Genomic DNA, 25,509 nt, shown 5'->3' with positions numbered 1-25,509 from the left:
TGCCGAAGAGCCGAGAACCTTTTGCCATGGGCAGAACGCTAGGCACGCACCACCAGCAGTTCATCCCAGTCGGTGGTGTAGCGCTGCGAAATATGCTCTCGTTTCATTGACCATTCAGGGATTTTGGCCATCCCGGCATGCCCCAGGCCAATGGATTTGGCACCGAATCGAAGGGAGATATCCTGGACTACCGAAGAGACGTTCTCTTGTTCCTCGGCAGCCGGATCGGGACTCTGGCCAAAGAGGTCCAGCTGTGGCTCGCCCGGAGAATCGCTGAGCCCGGAGAGGATCACTCCCCCGCGAACATAGTCCATTCCCGGTTTCATCAGATCCCGCATGGCGGCAATTGCCAGCTTGCTGAGCACGATGGGATCCCGCGTCGGACGCGGCAGGCGCACCTGGGCACTGGGGAATGAGGCTTCTCCCCGGGCGAAGCGGCTGGTGCCCGCGGTGACGGTAAGCAATGAAGCGTACAGGCCTTCGCGCGCCAAGCGGCCGGCAGCCTTCTGCGCATAGATGGACATGACTTCTTCCATCGCTTCATAGGTGCGCACCGGCGTGGAGAAGGAACGGGTGAACATGACCTGGCCGCGATCCGCGCGTTCCTCCACCGGACCAATGCAACGTTGCCCGTTGAGTTCGAAGACCGTGCGCTGCAAGACGACAGAAAACTTCTTGCGGATCGCCAATGGGTCAGCTGCTTGCAGGTCCGCGATGGATTCAATGCCCATGGCTGCCAGCTTGGCACCGGTTTTGCGGCCCACACCCCAGACATCGGTGACTGGAACCCGGTTCAGGATACTGCCCAGGACCTCGGGATCCATGAGCTGCTGGACGCAGACTCCGCCCAGTCCCGGATTGTGCTTGGCAATATGGTTGGACAGCTTCGCCAGGGTCTTGGTGGATGAGACACCCACGCAGACTGGCACCCCGATAGTCTTGTCAATGGCGGCACGGATCTGGGCCGCGGTGCTGCGCACCTGCTCCAGGTTGCCTTCCAGGCCGACGAAAGATTCATCGATGGAATACACCTCGTGCCAGGTCCCGAAGCGTCCGAGCAATTCCATGACACGGGCAGAAATATCCCCGTACAGTTCATAGTTGCTCGACCGCACCGCAAGGTTGTGGGAGTCCATATAGCGTTGGACCTTGAAGAAGGGTTCTCCAGTAGGAATGCCCAGATCCTTGGCTTCCTGGGAACGGGCCACCACGCAGCCGTCATTGTTCGACAGCACCACCACGGGACGATTGCGCAGCGAATAGTCGAAGGCCCGCTCGCAGGAGACGTAGAAATTGTTGACGTCCACCAGGGATACGTGGTCAGCGGACATGATGCAGGCACCTGGTAATGACGCCGAAGACACTGACCTCATCGCCTTCGGCCAGTACTACGGGCAGGGGCGATTCATCGCTGAGCAGCCCAACCTCGTGGCCGTCAATCTGCCAGCGGCGCACCAGCATCTGCCCGTTGAGGTTGACGATGACCACAGAGCCGTGGCGCACGGCCAGCGATCGGTCCACGATCACTTCATCGCCGTCGAAGATACCAGCTGACCGCATGGCGTGGCCCGAGACGCGCATGATGAAAGTGGAGACACGGTCACGGACCAGCAACCGGTTCAGGTCCAGTCCGCCGTCAAAATAATCGCGTGCTGGCGAGGGGAAACCCATCGCGGATACCGCTTGGACCGGCCCTTGGGTTGCTCCCGGAGGCATCAGCTCCTGTTCTTCAGCCACACCCCACCACTTTCTAGTACAAATATTCGAATACTTGAATTGTAGCGTGTTATCCAGCAACCTTCATGTTTCCGGCGAGCGCGCTAGCCCCGGGACTCCGTGGCAGAGGTCCTCCCATGGACCCTGGCCTGTGCTTTCCAGCTGTACAGCGCGGCGGATACAACGATAACCAGCAGCGTCGCGGCACCGGAGATCACGATAATTGCCCTGGCCGGGCCAATCAGCAATCCCGGGGTGCCGATGAGATAGCCCAATGCGACCATGATGTTGATGAGCATCCGCAGCTGCGCCCAAGCAGCACCATGGCGGGATTCCGGCACGTATTCGTAAATGGCTGTTCGCACTCCGGTATTGTGCAGTGCATTGCCCAGCCCGCCGGCAAGGAACACCAAGGCCAGGCCAGCCGCGTTGGCCCAGAGCCCTTCCGTGAGGATCGCGGCGCCCACCAGCCCTCCGCCGAGCAGAATCGGCAAGGCGCTTCGGGTACCGAAGCGGCGATTGCCTCCCAGCAGGGAACCGAACACTGCGCCCACGGACCAGGCACCGAGCAATACCGCGTATCCAGTGTCGTTATCGGTGATCCCGCGCAGGTAGAACACCCCCGAAACGCCTTCTGCTGCGGTAAACAGCACGATCGCTGCCACCGGGAGCAGCAAGATCCGCAATTGTGGATTGCGCGTCAATGCAGCTCCACCGGGCGATACCGGTCCACCCGGATCCGGCTCGTTCCCTGCGTCTGCTCCTTTCCCGTTGGCGGCTTGCGAGCGGGACAGGAAGATGGCCGCCAGGGCCAGTGCCAGGAATCCTGCCGCCGCGTACCAAAGCACCGCGCCGATCCCCGCTTTCGCGAAGACGAGTGAAGCTATCGTCGGCGCGATGATTCCCGCCAGGGACGTCGCTACGACAAGGAAGCTGCTGGCACGAGCAATGCTGAAGCCTCCGCGGATGCGCGGAATGATCTTGAAAATGACCGCTCCGTTAACCACCGCGCAAATACTGGCCACAGGCATCAAGGCGAGGCTCGCGAAGATATTGGAGGCAATGGCCATCACCGCGAAAATCGCCACATGCACGCACAGGTACAGGATCCACACCCGGACAAGGGCTGACCCGTCCACCCAACGCCCTATAGCCGGAGCGGCAAGGATCGGCGGAACCAAGCCGGCGAGGAACAACGCGGTTACGCCCCAGGACCCCAACTGATCCGCGGATTCCAGGGTCAAGGCAAAGACCGCCATGCCCTCGCCGAGCATGGAGAGCAATGCAACCACGCAGAACAGGACGCAACGCACCGAAGACTGCACCTGGCCCCCTTCCTCCGCGCGCATGCCACGCTGGCCTAAAGGTTCTAGTCTATGGGTAGGGGGATTCGCCTCCGAGGACATATTGCGCCAAAGGAGTCTCGTGAAAGTATTACTGGTCAGCTGCGGAGATGTCGCCACCGAGGCAGGACTGCGGCTCCAACAGGAGGGCCATCGCGTCACCGGCTGGCGGCGCAACAGCCAGAAGCTGCCCGCAGGATTTACCGGCCACAGCGTAGACCTGCTCGATGCCGCCCAGTGGCCAAGCATCGATCCGCAGACCGAAATCGTCGTGCTCACTCCCGTGCCAGCCACCCGCGATGCCGATGGCTACACGCGCGGCTATCTGCAGGTCGCCAAAGAACTGGCTTCACGGCTGACAGCCCAATGCCCCAATCTTCGCCGGCTTATCTACATCTCCTCCACCGCAGTGATGGGCGGCGCCAACGGAGAACTCGTCGACGAATCAGCACCGCTTGCCCCAGCTAGCCCCACCGCGCAGGTCCTTGCGCACACCGAGGCAGCGCTCGCCGGCAGCGGCCTGCCGGTAACAATCCTGCGGGCGTCGGGAATCTACGGCCCGGGCCGCACCCGGCTCATCGATCACGTCACTGCCGGAGCCGCACAGATTCCCGCGGGCTCGCATTGGACCAACCGCATCCACCGCGATGACCTGGCCGCGGCCATCGTTCACGTTGCGGCGCTGGGAGAGCAAGCCGCTGGCCTCTACCTGGCCAGTGACAGCACCCCAGCCCAGCTAGGCGAGGTCTACCAGTTTTTGGCCAAGGAACTTGGTTTGCCTGCGCCGGAAGAGGCAGGACAAGCCCCGGCACGACGTGCTGCCGACCGCCGGCTCGATAATTCCAAGCTGCTAGCCAGCGGGCTTGAACTGCAGTATCCAGGATTTGCCGAAGGCTACCGCGCGATCCTTGCCGGGACATCAACCCGCCATGCCTAAAGCGCGTAAAAGACAGCCTTAAAGGAAAACCGGCTTGCAGCGCATCGCCATGATGCACCGCAAGCCGGTTGTTTTATTTCGTTCCGGGTGTGGACCGAAACGCTTAGAACCCCTTGCGCAAGGGGTTGAAGTGCCGGGCGATGCCTGGAACCTGCTGGCCAGCAATCTGGGCAGCCAGGATCTTGCCAGTCAGCGGTCCCAGCGCAACGCCCCACATGCCGTGGCCGCCGCCAACCGACACGCGCGAGGATCCGGTCTGGCCAATGAGTGGCATGCCGTCCGCGGTGCATGGGCGTCCACCCACCCATTCTTCTTTGCGGTTCTCCCAGTTAATCCCCTGGTAGACCGGGGTCGCAGCGGCAACGATGGCCTCAATGCGCTTCGGCTCCAGCTTGTGGTTGGCGTCGCGGAATTCCATGGTGCCGGCGATGCGGAAACGATCGCCCAGCGGGGTGCAGGCAACGCGCTGGGTCGGGAAGTAGATCGGGTGCGTTGGCATGTGTTCCGGCTCCACGGTGAACGAGTAGCCGCGGCCTGCCTGAACCACAACGTTCACACCGAACTTGCTGGCCATGTCGGTCATCCAAGCACCGGTAGCCAGCACCACGTGATCCGCGGTGATTGAACGGCCTTCGGAACCGATGACGGTGACCGAGCCGCGATTGTCGCGCACATCGGTGACGTTGAAGGCTCCGATGATGTCGCCGCCGCGGGCGATGACGGATTCGGCCAGTGAATCCATGAACTTCGGCGGGTTGATGTAGCGCTGGTTCTTGATGGCTACGCCCGCAGCGACCTTATTGGACAGGGTCGGCTCGATGCCGCGCAACTCGTCGCCGGTGAGCAATTCGTAATCAACTTCGCCGCCGGTCTTCTCGATCATCTCGAATTCATGCAGCAGCGCATCGCGGTCGCTGAGCGAGGTGAATCCGGTCAAGAATGGATTTGCCGGCTTGGTCGGCTCCTGCACGCCCGGCCCTGCCGAAGTCGCCTGCGCGATTTCGTCGAAGGCATCCAAACCGGTTGCGCCGATTTCCGAGTAGACCCGCATGGCTTCTTCCCACTTCTTCGGGGTCGAGTGCCAGGCAAAACCGATCAGGAAGCGGAGCAACTTGGCATCGGCCTTCAGCGGAATGTACAGCGGGGATGCCGGGTCGAGCATCATCTTCAGGCCGTTCTTGAAAATTGCAGGCTCCGCGATGGGCAGGGTCAGGGCCGGGGTCAACCAGCCGGCGTTACCCCAAGAGGAACCGGACGCGACGCCGCCGCGATCCACGACGGTGACCTTAATGCCCGCTTCCTGCAGGTACCAAGCGGTCGACAGGCCAACAAAGCCAGCGCCTACAACAACGACATGATCTGGCACGCCTACTCCAGCCATGATCCACTCTCCTAGCATTTCGACGGCCTCTCCACACGAGCCCGCATGTCTTCACTGTCGCGCGATCCTCAGGGAAAATCAACGCGTCCTGACGATTCGACGGTGAGCGCCACCACACCGGCAGGAGGTTCGTGTTTCTTGCGGTAAATGATTGCCTATTCCGAACTTTCAACAAGTACTTCCTCCCGTACGGGCACTTTCCCCAGAGGCTGCATCACTATCGCCCATCGGGAACTTCGCCCCCAGCGCGTCCTGCGTAGACTGGAGAGAAGCGAATTACCAATCCCGCCGATCAGCCATTTCTAAGGAACTGCACCACACTCATGGCCTCACGTAAACCAGCCAAGAAGAAGCCTGCCCAGGGTCATCCAGCCCGCCGTTCCGGCGCCAGCAGCGTGCCTTTTGAATCCGAAGTGCGCCAAGCTCTTCAGCCGTTCAAGTCCTCGCTCTTCCGCCACTTCCACGAAGAGGGCCAGGCAGCTAGCGAGACCCGCGCAGCGCTCGAAGGGCTCACTACCCTGCTGACCGTGCATGCCCAGTTGCGCCAGAGCGTTGACGTCAAAACCCTGGATCCGACGATTCTGGGTGAACAGTTGGGCCACTTGACGTCGCTGGGCAAGGAAGTTTCGGAAGCCAGCGCTGCGATCCTCAAGCATTACCTGACTTTCCTGGGCACGACCGCTAATTTCGGCGGAAGCGTGGATGACTTCAAGCAGACTTTCGAGTTCCTCTCCCGCATGGCTGGCGATTCACCCATCGTGGCGCCCTATCTCGAAGATGATGAGGCCAACGGCAGCCTCGAAGCGATGCCCTTCGTTTTTGCGGCTCGCGAGTTGATCAGCTGGGTTGGCGAAGGCAAGCCGACCACCCCAGCTGGCGTACTCACCGGCGATACGCTGCAGGATGCGGCCAGCGCGCTGGGCCTGTTCGTCAAGGTCGATGAATCCGCCGGCGTTCCAGAAGATGCCCAGTGGGAGCCGGAAGACGGCACTGCCGTTTCTTCGCTGGCCGACATTCCACGCCTATCGGCATACTGGGACGCCCTGATCGGCACGGCCATGCTGCGCTACCAGGAACCGAACGCAACCCCAACCGAGTCGCTCAGCGATGCGCTGCTGGCATCCAGCGGACAAGGCGCCCGCTTGGTCAAGGAGCTGATTGCAGAGGTTCTCTACTCGCACATCCTGATCAACACCTTGGAGCAGCCGGGCAAGGCGCAGATCGCCGAGATGTTGGCCGGCGTGTTGAGCAATGCCGCATCATCGACACCGCCACGTGCCGAGTTCGCGTTGCAAGTTCCGACCGAAGATGACCTTCCCGCCGAGCAGCATCACCTGATTGCCAGCCTTGAGGAGGTTGTCCCCCAGGTCGAGTCCCTGCTGCGCGTCTTCGAACGCGAAGGCCTTGTCGAGATTAATGACGAGATCACGATTCCTGTGGTCTTGCGTTCTTCACTGGAACGAGCGCTGGCCAAGGTTTCTGATCACGTTTTGAAAGACACCCAAGAGGCAGAGGCCTCCGAGGTTTAGACCACCAGCAACGGCAAAGGGTGCGAGAGCTAATTCGAGTTCTCGCACCCTTTGCCGTTGATTCATCGATTAGGCGCTGCGCGTGGCCAGCTCGGCGTCGTACCACGGCAGGCGATCGAACCATGGGCCCCGCTTGGTTCGCCGGCCTTCACGGCCAAAGAATCTGCGGTTGCTTCTGCGTTGATCGCAGCATCTGCCGTCTTGCTATCAAAGCCGCCCTTAGGCTCCACGGCCAGGCCTTATTGTTGCCAAACAACCGTATCCGCCTGGGTACTCATGCGCTCTCGCTTCCCAGACAGGAAATGCTCTCCATAGGCGCAACACCCCGCCACGCAGGCCCATTCCGGCCTGAGGTGTGAGGCAGAACGCAGAAACACGGGCTGGGTTTAAGTTATAAAAGGTACGTTGCATTACTGACAGACAACGGCGTGCGATGGGGGCACAGCGCCGATGAAAGATCAGTCCGTTTACGCAATGCAACGTACCTTTTAATCACCCTCGGATCCTTAGTGATGCCACTCGCAAAACACCACCAAGTACCTTCCCGGTGATCGGTCTTCACCGATACATGACTAACTTATCGCGTCCTGCGAAAATCCGAAATCATACTTTAGTAGGAGGGCAGGGGTCAGAACGGGATGCTTGCGCGCAGTGCCCAAACACCGTTTTCGGAACTGGTTGCAAACTTTCCACCAAATGCACGCATCCTGTCACCCATGCCAATCAGGCCTGTCCCGCCTTCGGGCAACCCACTCGCCTTCTTGTCGAAATTCCCTATCTGATTAGTAATTTCCAGGATGCCCTCTGCCCCTTGGACCGTGAGTTCGAAGGTGCACTTCCCGCCCAAGGCACCGTGCTTTATCACATTTGTTGTACCTTCTTGCATGACCCGATAAATCGCAGTCTGTGCAGAACGGGGCAATTCGGAAATTTTCTCGTCAGTGGTGGAGCTCACCTCGAAATTTGCCTCTTTTAGCCTCTGAACGAAAAGTTCTGCACCCTGAAGCGCGTAAACAGTAGTAGCGGCCGGCTTATCAATGCCCTGGGACGAGGGATCTGCCATGGTCCCATCAGCCCTCAGGACATTGAGCATCAGGCGTAAATCGTGCAAAGTCTCAGTACTCAGTTTGGCGATGACATCCAGAGCTTCGAGGGCCTTCTGCCCATCGTTTGCGAATTTCGCGGCCTTCGACTGCATGGCCACGACCGTGATGTCATGCGCGACAATATCGTGCAGATCCCGGGCAATGTTCTTTCGCTCCCGGTCGACAGCAAGACGAGTCTGCTCTTTGACCGTATGCATTTGCCGAAGAGCGAGCTCGTTCTTCTCGCGCAGCAAGTAAATATTCCTCGTTAAGAAGAACGCCATCGCCGTCAACGGGGCAATCCCGACAAGCAGAACCGCGTCTTGCCCGGACTGGATGCCGAACTGCACCATCCACGCTGCGGACAAGGTTAGGAATAAGGCCCTAACACTCATGGCACTGGCCGTAGCTGCCAGCGCCGAAAAAATCATGAATGAAACGACAGTCCAGAAGAACAAGGCGCCGTCCGTGAGGAAGAAATAGGCAACTGCCACAAACAATCCGACGGATACGGCAACCCAGCGAAGACCAAGCGCAAGAATTGCGCACAGTCCTACGCCGAGCAACGCGCCTCGAACCGAAATATCCGACGAACCACTAAATCCGTCTTCCAGCAGAGTCACGAACTCACTACTGGAAACAGCGATCAGAACCGCAATACCAGTCCAAACAATGACACCCCGACCAGCGAAGAGCTTGGTCAGGGTGTCCTTTAGTCGTCCATTCATATGCCGAATAATTCCCGGCTCAGATGATCAAGTCAAATAAACCGCGTTATGGGCAGGCGACGCCGTAGCGTTTGCAGAACCACTCCGAGAAGGCTGAGCCAAAGCCAGCAGGAGTAGCAACGTTGCCACTGCTGGAGGCTGGAGAGCTCGCAGCAGATGCAGGAGCTGCCACGGCGGTCAATGGTGCCAGAACTAATGCTGCTACGGCCAGCATTTTCAAACCCTTCATAACAAACTCCACATCAGATCAACTTATATACTTTCAGGTGAACAGGCCAACATGAGGCCACCCACATCGAATCAGAGGAATCAGATGGAACAAATAAAGGTCCTTATTGTCGATGATGAACCTCTAATTCGGCATGCGTTGGGCACAATCCTAGCAACAGACCCCGGAATTGTAACGGTTAATTCTGTTGAAAATGGACAGGCCGCCGTCGAGTATTGCAGCGGCAATCAAGTGGACGTTGTGCTCATGGATTTGCAGATGCCGATAATGGACGGGGTTAGCGCTACTAAAGCAATCAAATCTGCCGAAGACAGCCCCTCAGTGCTTGCCATTACCGCCTTTTCTTCGGACGACTATCTGGTTCCGGTACTGACCGCTGGGGCCAGCGGATACTTGGTAAAAGACTCTGAACCAGATGAAATTATTCATGCGATCCATGCCGTTCACCAAGGAACTGCAGCCATTTCCCCGTCGGTTTCTTCTGATCTAGTTTCTGCGGTTCGCGAAGCTTACCGGGATAATTCCCAAGACATTCAAGAACTGGCCTATGACTTGGGAATTACCAATCGGGAATTCGAGATTCTAAAACTGCTCGCACGCGGGCTAAACAATACCGAGATTTCAAGAACTCTGACTATTTCCGAAACCACGGTTAAAACCCATATGGCGAAGATTTTCGTTAAGCTGAATGTTCGCGATCGGGTCCAGGCCCTGGTTGCGGCCGCGCGTATGGGCCTTATCGAAATCCCGAAAGACTAGCGCCTGCTTTCCAGCTATTAGTGTGAAGTCAACCTCTTTGACACCTTGCCCGGCTGGTTCGGGAATATCTGCGCGCCATATGCGTTGAACATGAGCATAGACCGCTCAAGTTTCTATTAGGAGGCTCACTTGCCAGCATTTTTCGGCGCACCGTCAGATGGCTCGTTTGAGGAATTCCTCTCTCGATTCCTGTCTTCACGTGCCCAGGCAGCACGTCCCATCGACCTCACGCGCCTGCTTTCCGCCCGCACCCACGAAGCGGTAGCCACCGCGGCAGCGATTTCCCAGGAGCATGGCCACGACGAGATTGATTCGCTGCACCTCCTGATGGCCCTGCTGCGCACCGAACCAGTCGGCGAGCACCTGACCGCCATGGGTATCGACATCGAGGCTTTGAGTGCAGATGCCATCGCGCGCATGCCCAAGTCCCAGGAGAAGGGCGAGAAACCATCCCACCTATCGTCGGCAGCTCAGCGCAGCCTCTTTGACGCCTATCAGGTTGCTCGTAACTACGGTTCGACCTACATCGACCCTGATCATCTTTTCCTGGCCTTCGTTTTCAACCCGGAATCTCCGGTCAGCCAGCTCCTGGCGCAGCACGGCATCACCGGCCAGTCCTTGCAGCAAGCCGCCATGGAGCAGGCCCAGCGTGGCCAAAACGATGCCCAGAACCAGTCCGATTCCGAGTCCGACGTGTCCATGCTCGAACGCTACGGAACCGATCTGACCCTGCTGGCCTCCGACGGCCAGATTGATCCGGTGATCGGACGCAAGGAGGAACTGGATCAGGTTATTGAAATCCTGGCCCGTCGCACCAAGAACAACCCTGTGCTGATTGGCGAGGCCGGCGTGGGCAAGACCGCCATTGCCGAAGGCCTGGCCCGCGCCATCATCGATGACCAGGTACCAGCCCAACTGCGCAATGCGGCCTTGATCTCCATTGATCTTCCGGGCATGCTCGCCGGAACCCGCTACCGCGGAGATTTCGAGCAGCGGCTCACCGGCCTGCTCGACGAGGTAGCCGCAGCCGAGGGGCAGGTGCTGATATTCATCGATGAGATGCATCTGCTGGTCGGTGCAGGCTCTGGCGAGTCCGGCAATATGGACGCCGCAAATATCCTCAAGCCGCGTTTGGCGCGTGGCGAGCTGCACATGATCGGCGCCACTACGCTCGATGAGTTCCGCAAGGTGGAGAAGGACAGCGCGCTGGCTCGGCGCTTCGGCAAGGTTACTGTCGCCGAGCCGTCGGAGGAAACTGCACTGGCCATTTTGGACGGCCTGCGCGAATCCTACGAGGATCACCACCAGGTGCAGTACACCCCCGAAGCGCTCAAGGCCGCGGTGACGCTCTCTGCCCGCTACCTGAACGACCGCCAGCTTCCTGACAAGGCCATCGACTTGATCGATATCGCCGGTGCCCGGCGGTCCATCGCTGCCGGAGATGCCGAGGATGTGCAGTCCCTGCGTGCCGAATTGGTAGACGCCGAGCGCGAGAAGTCACGCGCTATCGGCGAGGAACGATTCGAAGAAGCTGGCGCATGGCGTGACCACATCGTGGAGATGACCGCGCGCATCAAGGCTGCTGAGGAGGCCGGCGATGCAGGGGTCACCCGGGTAGTGGATGAGAAGCAGATTTCGGAAGTGATCTCCCGATCCACCGGCATCCCCACCTCGCGCATCTCGGGAGATGACAAGGCACGCTTGGCTTCGCTGGAAGATTCCCTGCATGCTTCGGTCATCGGCCAGCACGATGCCGTTGCCGCTGTGGCACGCGCCGTGCGTCGCAACCGTACCGGAATGTCGCCAGCAGGTCGCCCCATCGGCTCGTTCCTTTTCCTGGGTCCCACCGGCGTCGGAAAGACCGAACTGGCCAAGGCCCTGGCTGCAAACCTCTTCGGTTCGGCCGAATCGCTGGTTCGCGTCGATATGAGCGAATACGGTGAGAAGCACACCGTGGCGCGCCTGATCGGAGCACCTCCGGGGTACATCGGCCATGACGAGCCCGGCCAGCTGACCGAGAAGATCCGCCGCAACCCGTATTCGGTCGTGCTGCTCGATGAAATCGAGAAGGCCCACCCGGACGTGTTCAACGTGCTGCTGCAGGTACTCGATGACGGCCGGTTGACCGACTCAGCCGGGCGCACTGTCGATTTCTCCAACACGCTGATCCTGATGACCAGCAACCTCGGCGGCGAGTACTTGGCCAACAAGGCCGGAAACTTCGGTTTCACCTCCGCCAATGCCACCAGCGAGGCTGGAGAAATCCGGGCCAAGGTCATGGGCAAGGTACGCGAGTTCATGCGCCCAGAGTTCCTGAACCGTCTGGACGAGGTACTGCTGTTCTCCAAGCTCTCGCAGTCCGAGATTGGCCAGATCGTCAAGCTGGTCATCGCCGAGACCGAAGCTCGCTTGGTGGACCAGGAGCTGAAGCTGGAGGTGAGCGACGCTGCCGTGCAGTGGCTGGCAAACGAAGGCTACGACCCCGAGTTCGGTGCCCGCCCGCTGCGCCGGCTGGTACAGCGCAAGGTACAGGATGCCATTGCCGACCTGCTGATCAGTGATTCGCTTGCCGCTGGTGACACCGTTTCGGTGGACTACGCCGCTGGCATGCTGAAGGTGCAGAAGAAAGTCGAGATGCCGACTCCACCTGCTCACAACGAGCACGCGCCAAACTACTTCGATAGCTAGGCCGGCATAGCCCATAAAGGGGCTTGCTTGCTCGGGACTTCCGTCCCGGCCAAGCAAGCCCCTTTTCTTCACTTAGAAAGTGCGCTAGTCAGCTGCAGAAATGCAGTCAACCTCTAGCTAAGCAGGAAGACTCCCGGTACCTTTGACTGCATGGCGAACATTGGAATGATCACCCTTGATGCCCTTGACGAGAAAGCTGCCTCGGCTTGGTGGAGGGCTGTTCTGGGCGGGAAATATCTGGGCCAGTACCCGGGGTTCACCATGATCAGCGTCCCTGGCTTCAGCGCGAGGTTGGGGTTCCAAAAAGTTGATGAGATCACTGCCGGCAAGAACCGGGTTCATCTCGACTTGGAAGCAAGCACCAGCCGCGAGCAGGAAGTCGCCCGTTGCACAGCCGCTGGCGCAACACGCGTTGAGGACCACACCGAAGATCCCAGTTTTGGCTGGACCATTATGCGCGATCCTTACGGAATCGTCTTTTGCATTTCCGACCCACACGAGGACTGAGGACATGTCGCTGTTCGCCAGGAAATCATCGGAGGCTTCGACTCACCGGGTGCAGATCCATTTTGCCCAGCCGATGACCGAACGCCTGCGCAAAGATCATGAAGCGGGCCTGCTCGATACATTGTTGCCCAAATACAAGTCTTCCGGAACCATCATCAGCGCCAAGACCACATTGGACGCGGCCGAGGAGCCGATCTCCAGCGACATTGACCTTGAAGTGGCCACCCCCGAACCGAAGAAGCTGTTTTCCGAATTGCTCTCTTCGCTCATCGATGGAGGACTTGAGCATGGTTCCTGGCTGATTATTGATGGACAACGCACCGAAGTAGGCGGCAGTGAGTACGTTTTGCTTCGAACCAGGCTTGGGGCCGAATCGGAATCGGATCTGGAGCCAACAGTCAGGGCCCTGCAGCATGCATTGGGTGACGGCGAAATCGGATGGCATGAGGATGTCTACTACCGGCATGATGGCCCGGTGTTCGTTTACAACGGCGACTCCGCCCAAGCCATCATCCACGCATTGGAAACAGAACTGGTGAAGCACCCGTTGCTGGGCAACGCAGAGATCCTTTCGGTTTCCCCGCAACAGTAAAAGGACTCGATGGAACTCTCCACCACTAAGGTGCCTTCCGAGGAACAAATACTCTCGCTCTACAACGCGGTGGGCTGGAGCGCCTATACAGACAACCCAGACGTACTATTTGAAGGCCTGAAGAATTCAGCATGCGTAATCTACGCCTACGACGTAGACCACCAGTTAATCGGCCTTGTGCGCGTGGTCTCGGATAATGCCACCATCTGCTACGTCCAGGACATCCTGGTGCGTCCATCTACGCATCGCACCGGCGTAGGCCGTGCTTTGTTCTCTGCCGTACTAGTGAAATATGAGCATGTGCGTCAGCTGGTCCTGATCACCGATGATGAACCCGGGCAACGTGCCTTCTACGAATCCATGGGGCTCACGGAAGCGTCGGATTTCCGTCCCGGTGCGATCCGGACCTTTGCCAAATTCTCGTAACAGCTCTCCCTTCGCTGCCTGGCCTGTATAGACTGACCATTCATCGATAATGAGGAGTTATTCTTGCGCACCCGTTCGGTCATTGCCCTGTCATCGTTGGCTTTGCTTCTAGCAGGGTGCAATGCAGCTCCCGAACAAGCAGCGCCAGCCGATTCGACGGCGGCTTCCGTCGCTGGCTCCACTCCGGCGGCACAGCCCGCGGCCGAAACCGGTGAACCCGGTGAAACCGCCCCCGAGCCTGGACCCGCGGAGTTGGACGCCAACGCCAATTCGGGACAGGCCTGGGCAGATTCCAAAATTGAGATGTGGAAAGAAAACTCTGGCATCAAGTCCACCAAAGGCTTCTTGTATCCCTACAACCTAATGACTTCTTGGGAATCTCCAGCACCTGGTGCCATCAATATCTTCTTGGATAACAGCATGAAGTTTGGAACCCAGATGCGGGAAAGCTACGAAACCAACGAGGATGAGCTGCGCATGATGGGCCGAATCATGTTCGAAAGCGTAGGCGAGGCCTCGCCGGAATTGGAATCCGTCACCTTCGCTACTGAAGACGGCAATAACTCAGGAACTTTCACCCGGGCTCGTACTGGTGCCGATCCCGAGGACCGCAAAGCCTGGGCCTCGGAAAAGTACACGCAGTGGCTGTCCGCCATGAACGATACCTACAAATCCCTATGCGGCGCTGAAATCACTGAGCTGGAAATCTACCGCACATGCCTGCCCGCTGACCCCCACGCCTACGTTGAGAAAGTCGAGTCGCCTGCGCTTGGCGAACTCGTCGTCACCCTCGCAGACGGTCCATGGATCGACGGCGAATACGACATGCCCGCATCGATCTTCGTCTCGGGAAATATGATGCTCAAGATCAACGAGCGTGCGGCAACCGGCGAAAAAGTTGAAAAGCTGACGGTACTGGCCAGAAATGGCGATGACACCGATACGGCACTCCGCAAGGACTGGGAAATGTAGTTCATTTCCTTTCATGATCAGTTGATGGGCCCTCAGCCCCTAGGGTGGTACCTATGACCCAAGAACTCTCCATTCCATACGAAGACCTGGAACTCAGCGCGCTCTGGGACCGCGCAAAGGCGGCGAAGGCCGTCATCGTGCTCGCACACGGTTCAGGTGCTGGAAAGGATCATGACTTCATGGCCGGCTTTGCGCTAGCCGCTGCGAATCTGGGTGCCAGCGTCCTGCGTTTTAATTTCCCCTACATGGACGCTGGAAAGAAGTTTCCCGACAAAGCGCCAGCGGCGGTCGCAGTGTGGCACCAGGTCCGCCGTTGGGTTGAAGAACACTTGGCTGAAGGCCTGCCAATCTTCACAGCGGGAAAGTCCTTTGGCGGGCGCATCGCTTCCCTGTCAGTTGCCGAGGGCATGCCATCGGCAGGGTTGATCTTCCTGGGGTACCCGTTGCACGCGCCTAAGAAGGAAGAGAAGCTACGCGATGAGCATCTCTACCCGATTGCGGTGCCGATGCTTTTCCTCGAAGGCACCCGCGATCCCTTTGCCAACCCCGAAAAGATGGAAGAAGTCACCAGCAAGCTGAACCAGGACAGCGAACTTTCCTGGTTCGAAGGTGGCAACCATTCCTTCAAGGTAGCCCGCTCCGGCCGCACCGTTGCCCAGGATGGCGCGTGGCTGGCGGAAACTGCTCTTGCCTTCATCTCCAAGCACATCGCATAGTCCAACGGTCCTAGTCCACCTGCTTTTCCAGGAATCGGTAGACCTCGGTTTCGTCTACCCCGGGAAAGGCTCCGGTTGGCATGGCCGCCAGCAAGTGGGTATTGGCGCGCGTAGCCGGCCACGCATTGCCGAACCACTGGCTGGATAGGTCAGCAGGTGGACGGCGGCAGCAGTTCTCGTCCGGGCAGGTGGATTGGCAGCGCTCCTTGGTATCCCGCCCGCGGAACCACTTCACATGCTCAAAAGGCACGCCAATGGACAAGGAGTACAGCCCCGAGGAATGGCGCTCGGTGCGCGCCGTGCACCAGAAGGTCCCATTGACGGTATCGGTGTACTGCTCGAAGGAACGGAACTTATCCATCTGCTCGAAGACCACGCGACTTGTCCAATACCGGCAAATGGTCTGGCCTTCAATGGCACCGGTGTGATCGGCTGGAAAGTTCACTCGGTCATTCTCATAAGCCTTGTGCAAGATGCCCGATTCGTGGACCTTCTGGAAGTGGCAGGTCATCCCCAGATGCTCGGTGGCAAGGTTGGTGAACCGGTGGGCTGCGGACTCATAGGACACGGCGAAAGCATCGCGCAGATCCTCGATGGCCAACTCACGGTTGTTCTTAGCTCGCCGCAAGTAGTCCACCGTGGACTTTTCCGGCATCATCAACGCCGCGGCAAAGTAGTTGGTCGCGACCCTCTGCGAGAGAAAATCGAAATAATCGGTTGGAGTCCTATGACCCAATACGTGATGCCCTAGCGCCTGCAGCAACACCGAACGAGGATCATGTTCCGAGCGGTTCGCCTGCGTCAGATAGATACGCTTGTTCTTCTGGTCAGTCACCGAACGCGTGGAATGCGGAAGATTGCCCACAAAGCGCAGGCTGAATCCCAGATGCTCGGCGATATCTGCTGCACGATGATGCGAGAGCGGCCCTGAATCGTGGCCAACTGCAGAGAGGACTTTGGCGGCTTCCTGCTCGATATCCTTGTAGTAGTTGTTGCGTTGGCGCATCTCATGGCGCAACGCGGTATTGGCCCGACGGGCTTCTTCAGGGGTCGCGGCCTGCTCGTTCAGGCGGCGTTCCAATTCATGCTGCAGTCCCACCAGGGATTCCAGGACGTCCATGGGCAGACGCGTGCCAACACGAACGGTAGGCAATCCCAAGGACTCGTACAGTGGACCGCGTTGGGCACGTTCCAATTCGATCTCCAAAGCAGCACGGCGCGATGGCGGTTCGGTGCCCAGCAGATCGTCGACTCCAACCCCCATGGCTCCAGCCAGGGACTTAAGCAGCGATAGCTTCGGTTCGCGCTTGCCGTTTTCAATCAGCGACAACTGGCTCGGCGCGGTGTCAACGAGCGCCGAGACATCATCCAAGGTCAGTTGCTTGCCCTTGCGCAGAAAGCGGATTCTGCGGCCGAGAGCAATGGCGTCGAGTTCTGTATCTTCGCTGCCAGCGCCATTGCCGGCTGAGTTCACTGAGCGATTCCATGTGGTTGCAGTCACATGACAAGGTTATGCCAAGGATCGTGAAAATTTCTAGATCTTCCGGATTCAACCCGTAATTCAATCGCCCAGCAGGGACGCGGAAGCAAATATTCACGGTTCTTTCCTTGCTTCCCCGGCGAGCTACTCTCAACAAATGCACAGCCTTTCTGCGGAATCTTCAGCGAAGCGCAAACGTTGAAACTACAAAGAGATCCCGCAAGGAGCACCATGCACGCAGTCTCCACCCGCCCCCTACCGGCCCCGCGCCATGCCCACGATCCACCCCGGACTTTGGTCATCGTCGGCACCGATGGCGCAGGCAAAAGCACCACTATTGAAGCTTTAGTACAGCAGCTGCGCAACGATCGCATTCAGGCTCGTAGGCTCGCAAACGTCGCCGCGCGGAGCTGGCTTACCAAATTCTCTCGCGCCCTGGGAATCACGTTCCCGACTTTCACCCAGGATTTCTTCGAAACTTCCATTCGCAGCTTCAATGTTGCCCGCAATATGCTTTTCGCGGCCCGCTCTCCCGGACTCAGCGTGATGGACCGGCACCTGTATTGCCAATTAGTGCTGCGGCGCTTACGTGGCCATCCTCCGGGACTGCTTCTCCCCTGGCTTGCGGCGAAAAGTACCGAGCACGCGAGAATTGTCCTGCTCGACATCGACCCCATCCTTGCCTTTGAGCGGATCAATTCCCGTGGCAAAGACGACGAAAGCATGGAGTATCTCAGGGACAGTCGAAATGAGTATCTGCGCCTTGCGCAAGTGCACGGTTGGATAACTCTTGATGCCTCGCTGCCCACATCCCAGCTGGTTGAACAACTTCGCTTGGTCATCGGCAAGTAGACTCGTCCCATGAGCGAAGCACAAGCATCTTTTGCACCGGGTTCCATTCTCGAATTGGCGCAAAGCACCAAGAAGCAATGGGAGCTAGGGCAGGTCCGGCTCATTGCGAGCGGCATTCTGGCGCAGGACGGAACGTTGCGGTCCAGCGAACTGCGGGAATCAACCTGGCAACTGTCGATTCGCTCTATCGAGAAATCTGCAGCCTTCACTCCGTCGCCTTCGGCTCAAGTCTTCACGTTGATCGCCGGCGATTTCGTGCAGCTGGATGTAGACGGGCAAGAGCACGGATTGGAACCGCTGCGCCCGTTGAAATTCGAAACGAGAAATTCTGTCCAGGCGAGCCAGCCCGCCGAAGAACTGCTCATCGTGCACGTGGCCGCCATTCCAGAGCAGGTACGACCCACCGTTCGCATTGTCGAGCTGTCCAAAAAGCGCGAGCAATACCTCTTTGATGGGCAACTGGGCCTTTTGGTCCAGGGCTCCGCCAAGCTCTTGCTCGGCGACAGCGAACAGTCGCTGAACCTGCGTGACACCGTCGTTGGCTCTGACGCCGGTGAACCACGCATCTCCGGCCGCGGTTTCATGGCTGTGGTTTCTTTCGACCAGCCCTAGCCCGTTCCGGCTCAATCAGCCATGGTCGCAAGATCCATAAATCTTCGCACTCAGAAACTGCACTGCCGGCCAAGAATATCGGCCATAGCGACAAGTCCAGGCCCCCATCTGGCAAAAGCCAGCTACCAGTCCAGACTCTGATACTTCACGTTTCCTGGCCCGATACACAACGCCTGCCGTGGCGAATCAGCACCTGCGGTTTCCATAAAATCCCAGATCATCAGTGATTCGCCGATTCTCGCAGACCCCGGAATCGGTCTGCTTTGGCTTCGCCCTTATCTAGGCTTGCTGTTAAATTTTACTCTTCTTCGCTAGGGATTGATTCAATATCGGCAGATTTCCATGCCTTGACTCACATTCAGCGCAAGAAGCGATAAATTTCCATTTTTGTGAAGAAGTGAAAATCTTAATTCAAAAAACCTCTGTTGAAGCCCTCGCACCTGCGGAAAAGTAGTTGTCACGAAGAAGTTCACAAGATCACCTTCCGATCGACATGAACCCGCAGCTTGTGCGAAGGAGCCGAAGCAATGACTACTGAAAACACCAACGAAACCTCGATCGACAACCGCATCGCAGCCATCGAGAGCGACTGGGAAAACAACCCCCGCTGGAACGGCGTAACCCGCGACTACAGCGCTGCCGACGTCGTGAAGCTCCAGGGCCGGGTCCAGGAAGAGCACACCCTGGCCAAACGCGGATCCGAGAAGCTGTGGAAGCAGCTCACCGAGGAAACCCCCACCGGCGGCTACACCAACGCGTTGGGCGCACTGACCGGCAACCAGGCAGTGCAGCAAGTCAAGGCCGGCCTTCGGGCCATCTATCTTTCGGGCTGGCAGGTAGCAGCGGATGCCAACCTTTCAGGCCAGACCTACCCGGACCAGTCGCTGTACCCGGCCAATTCGGTTCCCCAGGTCGTGCGCCGCATCAACAACGCATTGCAGCGTGCAGACCAGATCGAGTTCTCCGAAGGCATCCAGACCGTCGAAGACTGGATGGTCCCCATCGTCGCTGATGCAGAAGCCGGCTTCGGCGGCCCGCTGAACGCCTACGAACTGATGAAGTCCATGATCACCGCTGGCGCATCGGGCGTCCACTGGGAAGACCAGCTGGCCAGCGAAAAGAAGTGCGGCCACCTCGGCGGCAAGGTGCTGATCCCGACCCAGCAGCACATCCGCACCCTGAACGCGGCCCGCCTGGCCGCCGACGTGGCTGGCACCCCTTCCGTAGTTATCGCCCGCACCGACGCTGAAGCGGCAACGCTGATCACCTCGGATGTCGATGAACGCGATCAGCAGTTCATCACCGGCGAGCGCACCCCGGAAGGCTTCTACAAGGTCACCAACGGCATCGAGCCATGCATCGCCCGGGCCAAGGCCTACGCACCGTACTCGGACCTGATCTGGATGGAAACCGGCACCCCTGACCTGGAGCTGGCCCGCAAGTTCGCAGAAGCGGTCAAGAAGGACTTCCCGGACCAGATGCTTTCCTACAACTGCTCGCCGTCGTTCAACTGGAAGAAGCACCTGGACGATGCGACCATCGCCAAGTTCCAGCGCGAACTGGGCGCCATGGGCTTCAGCTTCCAGTTCATCACCCTGGCCGGATTCCACGCATTGAACCACTCGATGTTCGACCTGGCTTCCGGCTACGCGAAGGACGGCATGAGCGCCTACGTCGAATTGCAGGAACGCGAATTCGCTTCCGAGGCCGCCGGCTACACCGCCACCAGGCACCAGCGCGAAGTCGGCACCGGCTACTTCGATGCGATCTCCACGGCGCTGAACCCTAACGCCTCAACCCTGGCCTTGGTGGGATCCACCGAAGAAGGCCAATTCCATTAGACCCTGATGGGTCGATGGTGCTAGCCGGCAAAGGCGCCGGCTAGCACCAGCACCATTTCCAAGATTTTTAAGGACGCTGCCATGAACTCCCCCATCACCCTGAACAATATCACCATTACCGCTACCCCCGTTCGCTACCAGGAGCAGATCCTGACCAGCGAGGCCCTGGACTTCCTTTCGGCCCTGCACACCGCATTCGAACCGCGCCGTGCCGAGTTGATGCAGCGCCGCCAGGTCAACCGGGCGCGCATTGCCAATGGCCGCGATCCGAAGTTCCTGGACGAGACCCGCGCTATTCGCGAAGACGATTCATGGCAGGTCGCCCCGATCGCACCGGGGCTGGAAGATCGCCGAGTGGAAATCACCGGCCCGATCGAACGCAAGATGGCTATCAATGCGCTGAACTCCGGGGCCAAGGTCTGGCTGGCCGACATGGAGGACGCTTCCTCGCCAACCTGGCAGAACGTCATCAAGAACCAGGTCAACCTGATCCGGGTGCTGGATCAGGATCTGGACTTCACCGCACCGGATGGCCGCGAGTACAAGCTGAACAGCTACGATCTGCAGCAGCTGCCAACCATCGTGGTTCGTCCCCGCGGCTGGCACCTGCCGGAGAAGCACCTGCTGGTTGCCGGCACCCCGATGTCCGGTGCGCTGGTGGACTTCGGACTGCACTTCTTCCACAACGCCAAGCGCCTGCTGGCAGCCGGACGCGGCCCGTACTACTACCTGCCGAAGCTGGAGAACCATCTGGAAGCACGGTTGTGGAACGACGTGTTCAACAAGGCCCAGGATCTGATGGATATCGAGCGCGGCACTATCCGTGCCACCGTGCTGATCGAGACCATCACCGCCGCATTCGAGATGGAAGAGATCCTCTACGAGCTGCGCGAGCATTCCTCGGGGCTCAATGCTGGCCGCTGGGATTACATCTTCTCGATTATCAAGAACTTCCGTTCCCGCGGACCGCGCTTCGTCTTCCCGGATCGCGACACCGTGACCATGACCGCCCCGTTCATGCGGGCCTACACCGAGCAGCTGGTGCGTGCCTGCCACCGCCGCGGGGCTTCGGCCATCGGCGGGATGAGCGCATTCGTTCCCAACCGCAAGGACGCCTCGATCAACGAGCTGGCTTTCGGCAAGGTCCGCGAGGACAAGGCCCGCGAAGCAGCTGATGGCTTCGACGGCTCCTGGGTTGCCCATCCCGACCTGGTTTCGGTTGCCCGGGAGGTGTACGACGAGGTGCTCGGCGAGAACCCCAACCAGTTGCAGCGCACCCGCGAAGATGTCGAGGTTTCCGGCCCGGCCCTGCTGAACATCGAGAGTGTCACCGGCAAGATCACCGAACGCGGCATCCGCGACAACATCGAGATCGGCATCCGCTACATCGAGTCCTGGCTGCGCGGCAACGGTGCTGTGGCGCTGCGCAACCTGATGGAAGATGCTGCTACCGCCGAGATCTCCCGTTCGCAGCTGTGGCAGTGGATCCACCAGTCGGCGATCACCGATGAGGGCGAGATCATCACCCGTCGCTGGGTCCAGGAACTGGCCGAGGAGACCATGGAGGGGTTGGAGCGCTTCGAGGGTGATCGCTTCGAGGAAGCCGTGGAAATCTTCGAAGCTTGCGCCCTGCGCGATGACTTCCCGACCTTCCTGACCAAGAACGCCTACCTGCGCTACCTGGATGCGCCAGCCCGCACCCTGGAAATGGCAGGTTAGGCAGTACCCGAGACCCGGCCGATAGAAAACAGTCGTCCCTGAACGTCGGCCACGCAAAGCGGCATTCATCCGTTGGTAACCAGTCCAGCGGGTGGATGCCGTTTTGCGTGTGCGGTGGCTAGGCTGTAGCCATGGCTTTCCAGTTCAAGAACCCGGCCGAGGACCTGTGGCAGCCCGATCTGCTGGGCGAGGATTTCTCGCAACGGCCGCTGCCGATGTCGGACGGTTCGACCGCGACGTTGATCAGGCACCGTCCGCGCAGAACGCTGCGCCTGCCGCCGCCATTGCGCGGGATCGCGGTGCTTTATGTGCATGGCTGGTCGGACTACTTCTTCCAAAAAGAGCTCGCCGAGTTCCTCAGCGAAGCAGGAGCGGATTTCTACGCACTGGACCTGCGCCATTATGGACGGAACTTGCCGGTAGACCAGGCCACCGAAATCGCCGAGCACAGAAGCCCGGGCTTCACCACCGATCTGGAGGAGTACTTCGAGGAATTCGACGCGGCACATCGCATCATTTCCAGCGCGCATCCGGGAACCCGCTTTGTCCTGCTCGCCCACTCCACTGGCGGGCTCAGCGCTTCTCTGTATGCGGCAGCCAACCCGCAGAAAGTTGATGCGCTGGCGCTGAACAGCCCGTGGCTGGAATTCCAGGCCAGCGAGATCGGGCGCACCGCCTTGGCGAGGATCGTCCAGGCGGCCAGCAGCCGCAACCCCCACCGCTTCTTGCCGACGGTGGATCCAGGGTTCTACACCCGCACGGTCTCCAGCCAGTTTTCCGGCGAATGGGATTACGATCTGGGTTGGCGCCCGGTCAACGGCTTCAAGCTCACCGCGGGTTTCATCTCTGCCGTCTTCAATGCGCAAGCCAAGGTGAAGAAGGGGCTGGATCTCCAGATGCCCACCCTGGTGATGCTTTCGGCGGAAGACTATTTGCTGCCTCGCTGGCACGACACCGCCACCCGCGCCGACGTGGCCTTGAATGTGCAGGTCGTCGCCCAGCGCAGCATCGACCTAGGCCGGGAACTGCATTTGGTGCGCCTGCCCGGCGCGCTGCACGACGTGTTCCTCTCCTCGCCAAAGATCCGCTCCAAGGCCTACATGGCGTTGGGCTCATGGCTTGCGGTCGTCAAGAACCGGCAGCGTGATTCGCTGGTGGCCTCCAGCATCCGCCGGATTGTTCCTTCCGGCATCTAGTGCGGCTTAGCCCGCGACCTTGCTGGGCACCTGGTCATTGACCAGTTCCAGCTGCCAATCGCCGGGCTCATTGCCGATGATGGCAACCGAGCCATTGCGGATGGTGTCCAGCTTGTAGCCGGCGAAGTGCGAGAGCGTGTAGCGGATAATGGTGCCGTGGCAGATTACCGCGACGTTCTTGCCCGGGTAGTCTGCTGCAATCTGGTTGATTGCGCGCAGGCCACGGTCAACTACAGATTCCAGTGGTTCAATTCCACCACCGTTCTTGTCCGGCCATAGCGCCAGCGCTTCGGCCTCAACCATGCCCTCGCCCTGGGCGTAGTCGCGCTCGATCAGCAGGTCGTAGCTAGGACCAAGTTCCAGTCCCAGCCCGTCGGCAATGATCTGTGCCGTCTCGCGTGCCCGCGAGAGCGGCGAGGAAACGATAGCGTCCCATTGGCCGCCGTCCAGCACCGAGACAGCCTCGCGGGCTTGGGCTCGCCCGGTATCGTTCAGGGGGATGTCGCTGGAACCCTGCAAGCGGCCTTCGAGGTTCCATTGCGTCTGTCCGTGGCGGACGAATCCTAGTTTCATAAGCCCATTCTCCCACCCGGCAGGTGGCCAACAGCAACCGCTGGTGGCCAAGCTCACGATAGATCTGCAACACTTAAGCGCGCCATGGATGCCTGGAGCGCATAAGATTTTCACGGCTGTGCCCTGCCTTTGGCGCGGGCCCGTCCCCATCGAACGCACCCCTTATAGGATCCGAGCATTACTATCGTGAACGAAATAAAGGCGTCTCTCGCCCGCGGGCTGACTGCCCGCCACATCCGCTTCATGGCCCTCGGCTCAGCTATCGGAACGGGCCTTTTCTACGGCTCCTCTTCTGCTATCCAGGCTGCTGGCCCTGCCGTCCTCTTCGCATACATGATTGGCGGCGCTGCCGTCTTCATCGTCATGCGTGCCATGGGCGAGATGGCTGTCAAGCATCCGGTTTCCGGATCCTTCGCTCACTACGCTTCGCGCTACCTGGGCCGCTTCGCCGGCTTCGTCACCGGCTGGACTTTTGCCTTTGAAATGGCCATTGTCGCGATCGCCGATGTGACCGCGTTCGGCATCTACATGGGCTTCTGGTTCCCGCAGGTGGCGCAGTGGATCTGGGTGCTGGCGGTCGTCCTGCTGATCGCTTCGATCAACCTGATGAAGGTCAAGGTCTTCGGTGAAACCGAATTCTGGCTGGCTATCATCAAGGTGACCGCAATTATCGCCATGATCATTGGCGGCGCCGCCCTGATCATCTTCGGCTTCAACGCCCCTGAGACCGAAACCGCAACCGGCATCGCTACCCTGATGAGCGCTGGCACCCTGTTCCCCAACGGCTTCGTGGGCCTGCTGCTCTCGTTCTCCGTCGTGATGTTCGCCTTCGGCGGCATCGAAACCATCGGCATCACCGCTGGTGAAGCAGCTGATCCTGCCAAGTCGGTTCCAGCCGCCATCAATACCGTGCCATGGCGCATCCTGCTCTTCTACGTAGCTTCGCTGGCCGTAGTCATGATGCTCTTTGACTGGCGCCAGATCGACGGCTCAGCTTCGCCATTCGTGCAGATTTTCGACGGTCTGGGCATCCCGGCCGCCGCCCACGTGCTCAACGCCGTGGTGATCACCGCAGCCGTTTCGGCGATCAACGCCGATACTTTTGGGGCTGGCCGTATGCTCTACGCCATGTCCGAGATCGGCCATGCTCCGAAGTCCTTTGGCCGCATCTCGCGTAACGGCGTGCCGTGGATGACCGTGGTCATCATGGCCATTGTGCTGCTGGTAGGCGTGGTGCTCAACGCCCTGCTCCCGGAGTCGCTGTTCACCATCATCGCTTCCATCGCTACCTTCGCCACCGTTTGGGTGTGGATCATGATTCTGACTTCGTACCTGGCCATGCGACGCAAGGAAGCCGCAGCGGGCCGCGGACCGGCCGTTGCCCGCGAATACGCTGTGCCCGGCGGCACCGTTGCCGTATGGATCGCCTTGGCCTTCATGGTCTTCGTTGTCGTGCTCTTGGCCCTGAGCCCGACGACGCGTGTAGCCCTGTACACCGGAATCGCATGGCTCGTGCTTCTGGCCGTGCTCTTCAAGCTGCTGGTACGCCCAGCGGCGCCAATCAAGCAGGACAGCGACTCCTTGCTGAGTTAGCCACCGCGCAATAAAATATGCCTGGTTTCGCATAA

22 protein-coding genes are annotated in these 25,509 nt (G+C 59.4%); 15 read left to right on the top strand and 7 right to left on the bottom strand.

Annotation, left to right across the window (positions count from 1 at the left end; translation table 11 throughout):
- Window positions 1-38 precede the first annotated feature (38 nt).
- The 3 genes from EDF61_RS13205 to EDF61_RS13195 form a co-directional block, all read right to left on the bottom strand.
- Window positions 39-1,331, bottom strand: coding sequence for a Y-family DNA polymerase (locus EDF61_RS13205; protein ID WP_105658602.1), 1,293 nt, complete (start codon window positions 1,329-1,331; stop codon window positions 39-41).
- The gene (locus EDF61_RS13200; protein WP_105658603.1) at window positions 1,321-1,737 is read right to left on the bottom strand and encodes a LexA family protein; all 417 of its coding nucleotides are present in this window, start codon (window positions 1,735-1,737) and stop codon (window positions 1,321-1,323) included. The genes EDF61_RS13205 and EDF61_RS13200 overlap by 11 nt, the downstream gene beginning before the upstream one ends.
- Before the next feature lie 83 nt (window positions 1,738-1,820).
- Window positions 1,821-3,065, bottom strand: coding sequence for an MFS transporter (locus tag EDF61_RS13195; RefSeq protein WP_166650805.1), 1,245 nt, complete (start codon window positions 3,063-3,065; stop codon window positions 1,821-1,823).
- A gap of 76 nt (window positions 3,066-3,141) precedes the next feature.
- Here EDF61_RS13195 and EDF61_RS13190 point away from each other — a divergent pair, with 76 nt between their 5' ends.
- Window positions 3,142-3,996 carry an NAD-dependent epimerase/dehydratase family protein gene (locus EDF61_RS13190; RefSeq protein WP_166650804.1) on the top strand — a complete coding sequence of 285 codons (855 nt, stop codon included), beginning with the start codon at window positions 3,142-3,144 and terminating at the stop codon, window positions 3,994-3,996.
- Window positions 3,997-4,099: 103 nt separating this feature from the next.
- On the opposite strand, the gene EDF61_RS13185 is transcribed toward EDF61_RS13190, so the two are convergent.
- Window positions 4,100-5,377 (bottom strand): NAD(P)/FAD-dependent oxidoreductase, encoded by a 1,278-nt coding sequence (locus EDF61_RS13185; protein ID WP_133834359.1) that lies wholly within the window; start codon window positions 5,375-5,377, stop codon window positions 4,100-4,102.
- A 323-nt stretch (window positions 5,378-5,700) separates the two neighbouring features.
- Between EDF61_RS13185 and EDF61_RS13180 the strand changes: the two genes are divergently transcribed.
- Window positions 5,701-6,906, top strand: a complete 1,206-nt coding sequence (locus tag EDF61_RS13180) for a hypothetical protein (RefSeq protein ID WP_133834358.1) — start codon at window positions 5,701-5,703, stop codon at window positions 6,904-6,906.
- A gap of 628 nt (window positions 6,907-7,534) precedes the next feature.
- Here the strand turns inward: EDF61_RS13180 and EDF61_RS13175 are convergent.
- Window positions 7,535-8,719 carry a sensor histidine kinase gene (locus EDF61_RS13175; protein WP_133834357.1) on the bottom strand — a complete coding sequence of 395 codons (1,185 nt, stop codon included), beginning with the start codon at window positions 8,717-8,719 and terminating at the stop codon, window positions 7,535-7,537.
- Between the two features lie 313 nt (window positions 8,720-9,032).
- Here EDF61_RS13175 and EDF61_RS13170 point away from each other — a divergent pair, with 313 nt between their 5' ends.
- The 7 genes from EDF61_RS13170 to EDF61_RS13140 all read left to right on the top strand — a co-directional run bounded on the left by EDF61_RS13170 (window position 9,033) and on the right by EDF61_RS13140 (window position 15,608).
- Entirely contained in the window at window positions 9,033-9,707 is a 675-nt protein-coding gene (locus tag EDF61_RS13170; protein WP_105658609.1) for a response regulator, read from the top strand.
- A gap of 129 nt (window positions 9,708-9,836) precedes the next feature.
- Window positions 9,837-12,395, top strand: coding sequence for an ATP-dependent Clp protease ATP-binding subunit (locus tag EDF61_RS13165; protein ID WP_105658610.1), 2,559 nt, complete (start codon window positions 9,837-9,839; stop codon window positions 12,393-12,395).
- A 150-nt stretch (window positions 12,396-12,545) separates the two neighbouring features.
- The gene (locus EDF61_RS13160; protein ID WP_133834356.1) at window positions 12,546-12,902 is read left to right on the top strand and encodes a VOC family protein; all 357 of its coding nucleotides are present in this window, start codon (window positions 12,546-12,548) and stop codon (window positions 12,900-12,902) included.
- A gap of 4 nt (window positions 12,903-12,906) precedes the next feature.
- Window positions 12,907-13,494: a hypothetical protein gene (locus EDF61_RS13155; protein ID WP_133834355.1), complete on the top strand. Its 588-nt coding sequence runs from the start codon at window positions 12,907-12,909 to the stop codon at window positions 13,492-13,494.
- Window positions 13,495-13,503: 9 nt separating this feature from the next.
- Window positions 13,504-13,920: a GNAT family N-acetyltransferase gene (locus tag EDF61_RS13150; protein ID WP_105658613.1), complete on the top strand. Its 417-nt coding sequence runs from the start codon at window positions 13,504-13,506 to the stop codon at window positions 13,918-13,920.
- Window positions 13,921-14,172: 252 nt separating this feature from the next.
- Window positions 14,173-14,892, top strand: coding sequence for a hypothetical protein (locus EDF61_RS13145; RefSeq protein WP_286134682.1), 720 nt, complete (start codon window positions 14,173-14,175; stop codon window positions 14,890-14,892).
- Window positions 14,893-14,945: 53 nt separating this feature from the next.
- Window positions 14,946-15,608 carry an alpha/beta hydrolase family protein gene (locus EDF61_RS13140; RefSeq protein ID WP_133834354.1) on the top strand — a complete coding sequence of 221 codons (663 nt, stop codon included), beginning with the start codon at window positions 14,946-14,948 and terminating at the stop codon, window positions 15,606-15,608.
- Between the two features lie 10 nt (window positions 15,609-15,618).
- Here the strand turns inward: EDF61_RS13140 and EDF61_RS13135 are convergent, their stop codons facing one another.
- Complete coding sequence (locus tag EDF61_RS13135; protein ID WP_105658616.1) at window positions 15,619-17,109, bottom strand: helix-turn-helix transcriptional regulator; 1,491 nt, start codon at window positions 17,107-17,109, stop codon at window positions 15,619-15,621.
- Between the two features lie 210 nt (window positions 17,110-17,319).
- Here EDF61_RS13135 and EDF61_RS13130 point away from each other — a divergent pair, with 210 nt between their 5' ends.
- The 5 genes from EDF61_RS13130 (at window position 17,320) to EDF61_RS13110 (ending at window position 23,308) form a co-directional block, all read left to right on the top strand.
- A complete protein-coding gene (locus tag EDF61_RS13130) occupies window positions 17,320-17,940 on the top strand; it encodes a nucleoside/nucleotide kinase family protein (RefSeq protein WP_133834353.1) in 621 nt (206 codons plus the stop codon).
- Between the two features lie 9 nt (window positions 17,941-17,949).
- The gene (locus EDF61_RS13125; RefSeq protein ID WP_105659179.1) at window positions 17,950-18,552 is read left to right on the top strand and encodes a HutD family protein; all 603 of its coding nucleotides are present in this window, start codon (window positions 17,950-17,952) and stop codon (window positions 18,550-18,552) included.
- 527 nt (window positions 18,553-19,079) lie between these two features.
- Window positions 19,080-20,393 (top strand): isocitrate lyase, encoded by a 1,314-nt coding sequence (gene aceA / locus EDF61_RS13120; RefSeq protein WP_105659180.1) that lies wholly within the window; start codon window positions 19,080-19,082, stop codon window positions 20,391-20,393.
- 81 nt (window positions 20,394-20,474) lie between these two features.
- Window positions 20,475-22,112, top strand: a complete 1,638-nt coding sequence (aceB, locus tag EDF61_RS13115; protein ID WP_133834352.1) for a malate synthase A — start codon at window positions 20,475-20,477, stop codon at window positions 22,110-22,112.
- Between the two features lie 131 nt (window positions 22,113-22,243).
- The gene (locus tag EDF61_RS13110; RefSeq protein ID WP_133834351.1) at window positions 22,244-23,308 is read left to right on the top strand and encodes an alpha/beta hydrolase; all 1,065 of its coding nucleotides are present in this window, start codon (window positions 22,244-22,246) and stop codon (window positions 23,306-23,308) included.
- Window positions 23,309-23,314: 6 nt separating this feature from the next.
- Here EDF61_RS13110 and EDF61_RS13105 read toward each other — a convergent pair whose 3' ends face one another.
- Window positions 23,315-23,881: a histidine phosphatase family protein gene (locus EDF61_RS13105; RefSeq protein ID WP_105659183.1), complete on the bottom strand. Its 567-nt coding sequence runs from the start codon at window positions 23,879-23,881 to the stop codon at window positions 23,315-23,317.
- Window positions 23,882-24,067: 186 nt separating this feature from the next.
- Between EDF61_RS13105 and EDF61_RS13100 the strand changes: the two genes are divergently transcribed.
- Window positions 24,068-25,474 (top strand): amino acid permease, encoded by a 1,407-nt coding sequence (locus EDF61_RS13100; RefSeq protein ID WP_105659184.1) that lies wholly within the window; start codon window positions 24,068-24,070, stop codon window positions 25,472-25,474.
- Window positions 25,475-25,509 lie beyond the last annotated feature (35 nt).

This window comes from Arthrobacter sp. JUb115 (assembly GCF_004365035.1).
Lineage (GTDB): Bacteria > Actinomycetota > Actinomycetes > Actinomycetales > Micrococcaceae > Glutamicibacter.
Note: the sequence above shows the minus strand (reverse complement) of the source record. Positions and strands in the feature narration are given on the sequence as shown.

Coding starts and splice junctions, on each gene's coding strand:
- EDF61_RS13205 (WP_105658602.1), bottom strand. CDS start 1,331: ATGTCCGCTGACCACGTATCCCTGGTGGACGTCAACAATTTCTACGTC.
- EDF61_RS13195 (WP_166650805.1), bottom strand. CDS start 3,065: ATGCGCGCGGAGGAAGGGGGCCAGGTGCAGTCTTCGGTGCGTTGCGTC.
- EDF61_RS13185 (WP_133834359.1), bottom strand. CDS start 5,377: ATGGCTGGAGTAGGCGTGCCAGATCATGTCGTTGTTGTAGGCGCTGGC.
- EDF61_RS13180 (WP_133834358.1), top strand. CDS start 5,701: ATGGCCTCACGTAAACCAGCCAAGAAGAAGCCTGCCCAGGGTCATCCA.
- EDF61_RS13175 (WP_133834357.1), bottom strand. CDS start 8,719: ATGAATGGACGACTAAAGGACACCCTGACCAAGCTCTTCGCTGGTCGG.
- EDF61_RS13170 (WP_105658609.1), top strand. CDS start 9,033: ATGGAACAAATAAAGGTCCTTATTGTCGATGATGAACCTCTAATTCGG.
- EDF61_RS13160 (WP_133834356.1), top strand. CDS start 12,546: ATGGCGAACATTGGAATGATCACCCTTGATGCCCTTGACGAGAAAGCT.
- EDF61_RS13155 (WP_133834355.1), top strand. CDS start 12,907: ATGTCGCTGTTCGCCAGGAAATCATCGGAGGCTTCGACTCACCGGGTG.
- EDF61_RS13150 (WP_105658613.1), top strand. CDS start 13,504: ATGGAACTCTCCACCACTAAGGTGCCTTCCGAGGAACAAATACTCTCG.
- EDF61_RS13140 (WP_133834354.1), top strand. CDS start 14,946: ATGACCCAAGAACTCTCCATTCCATACGAAGACCTGGAACTCAGCGCG.
- EDF61_RS13130 (WP_133834353.1), top strand. CDS start 17,320: ATGCACGCAGTCTCCACCCGCCCCCTACCGGCCCCGCGCCATGCCCAC.
- EDF61_RS13125 (WP_105659179.1), top strand. CDS start 17,950: ATGAGCGAAGCACAAGCATCTTTTGCACCGGGTTCCATTCTCGAATTG.
- aceA (WP_105659180.1), top strand. CDS start 19,080: ATGACTACTGAAAACACCAACGAAACCTCGATCGACAACCGCATCGCA.
- aceB (WP_133834352.1), top strand. CDS start 20,475: ATGAACTCCCCCATCACCCTGAACAATATCACCATTACCGCTACCCCC.
- EDF61_RS13110 (WP_133834351.1), top strand. CDS start 22,244: ATGGCTTTCCAGTTCAAGAACCCGGCCGAGGACCTGTGGCAGCCCGAT.
- EDF61_RS13105 (WP_105659183.1), bottom strand. CDS start 23,881: ATGAAACTAGGATTCGTCCGCCACGGACAGACGCAATGGAACCTCGAA.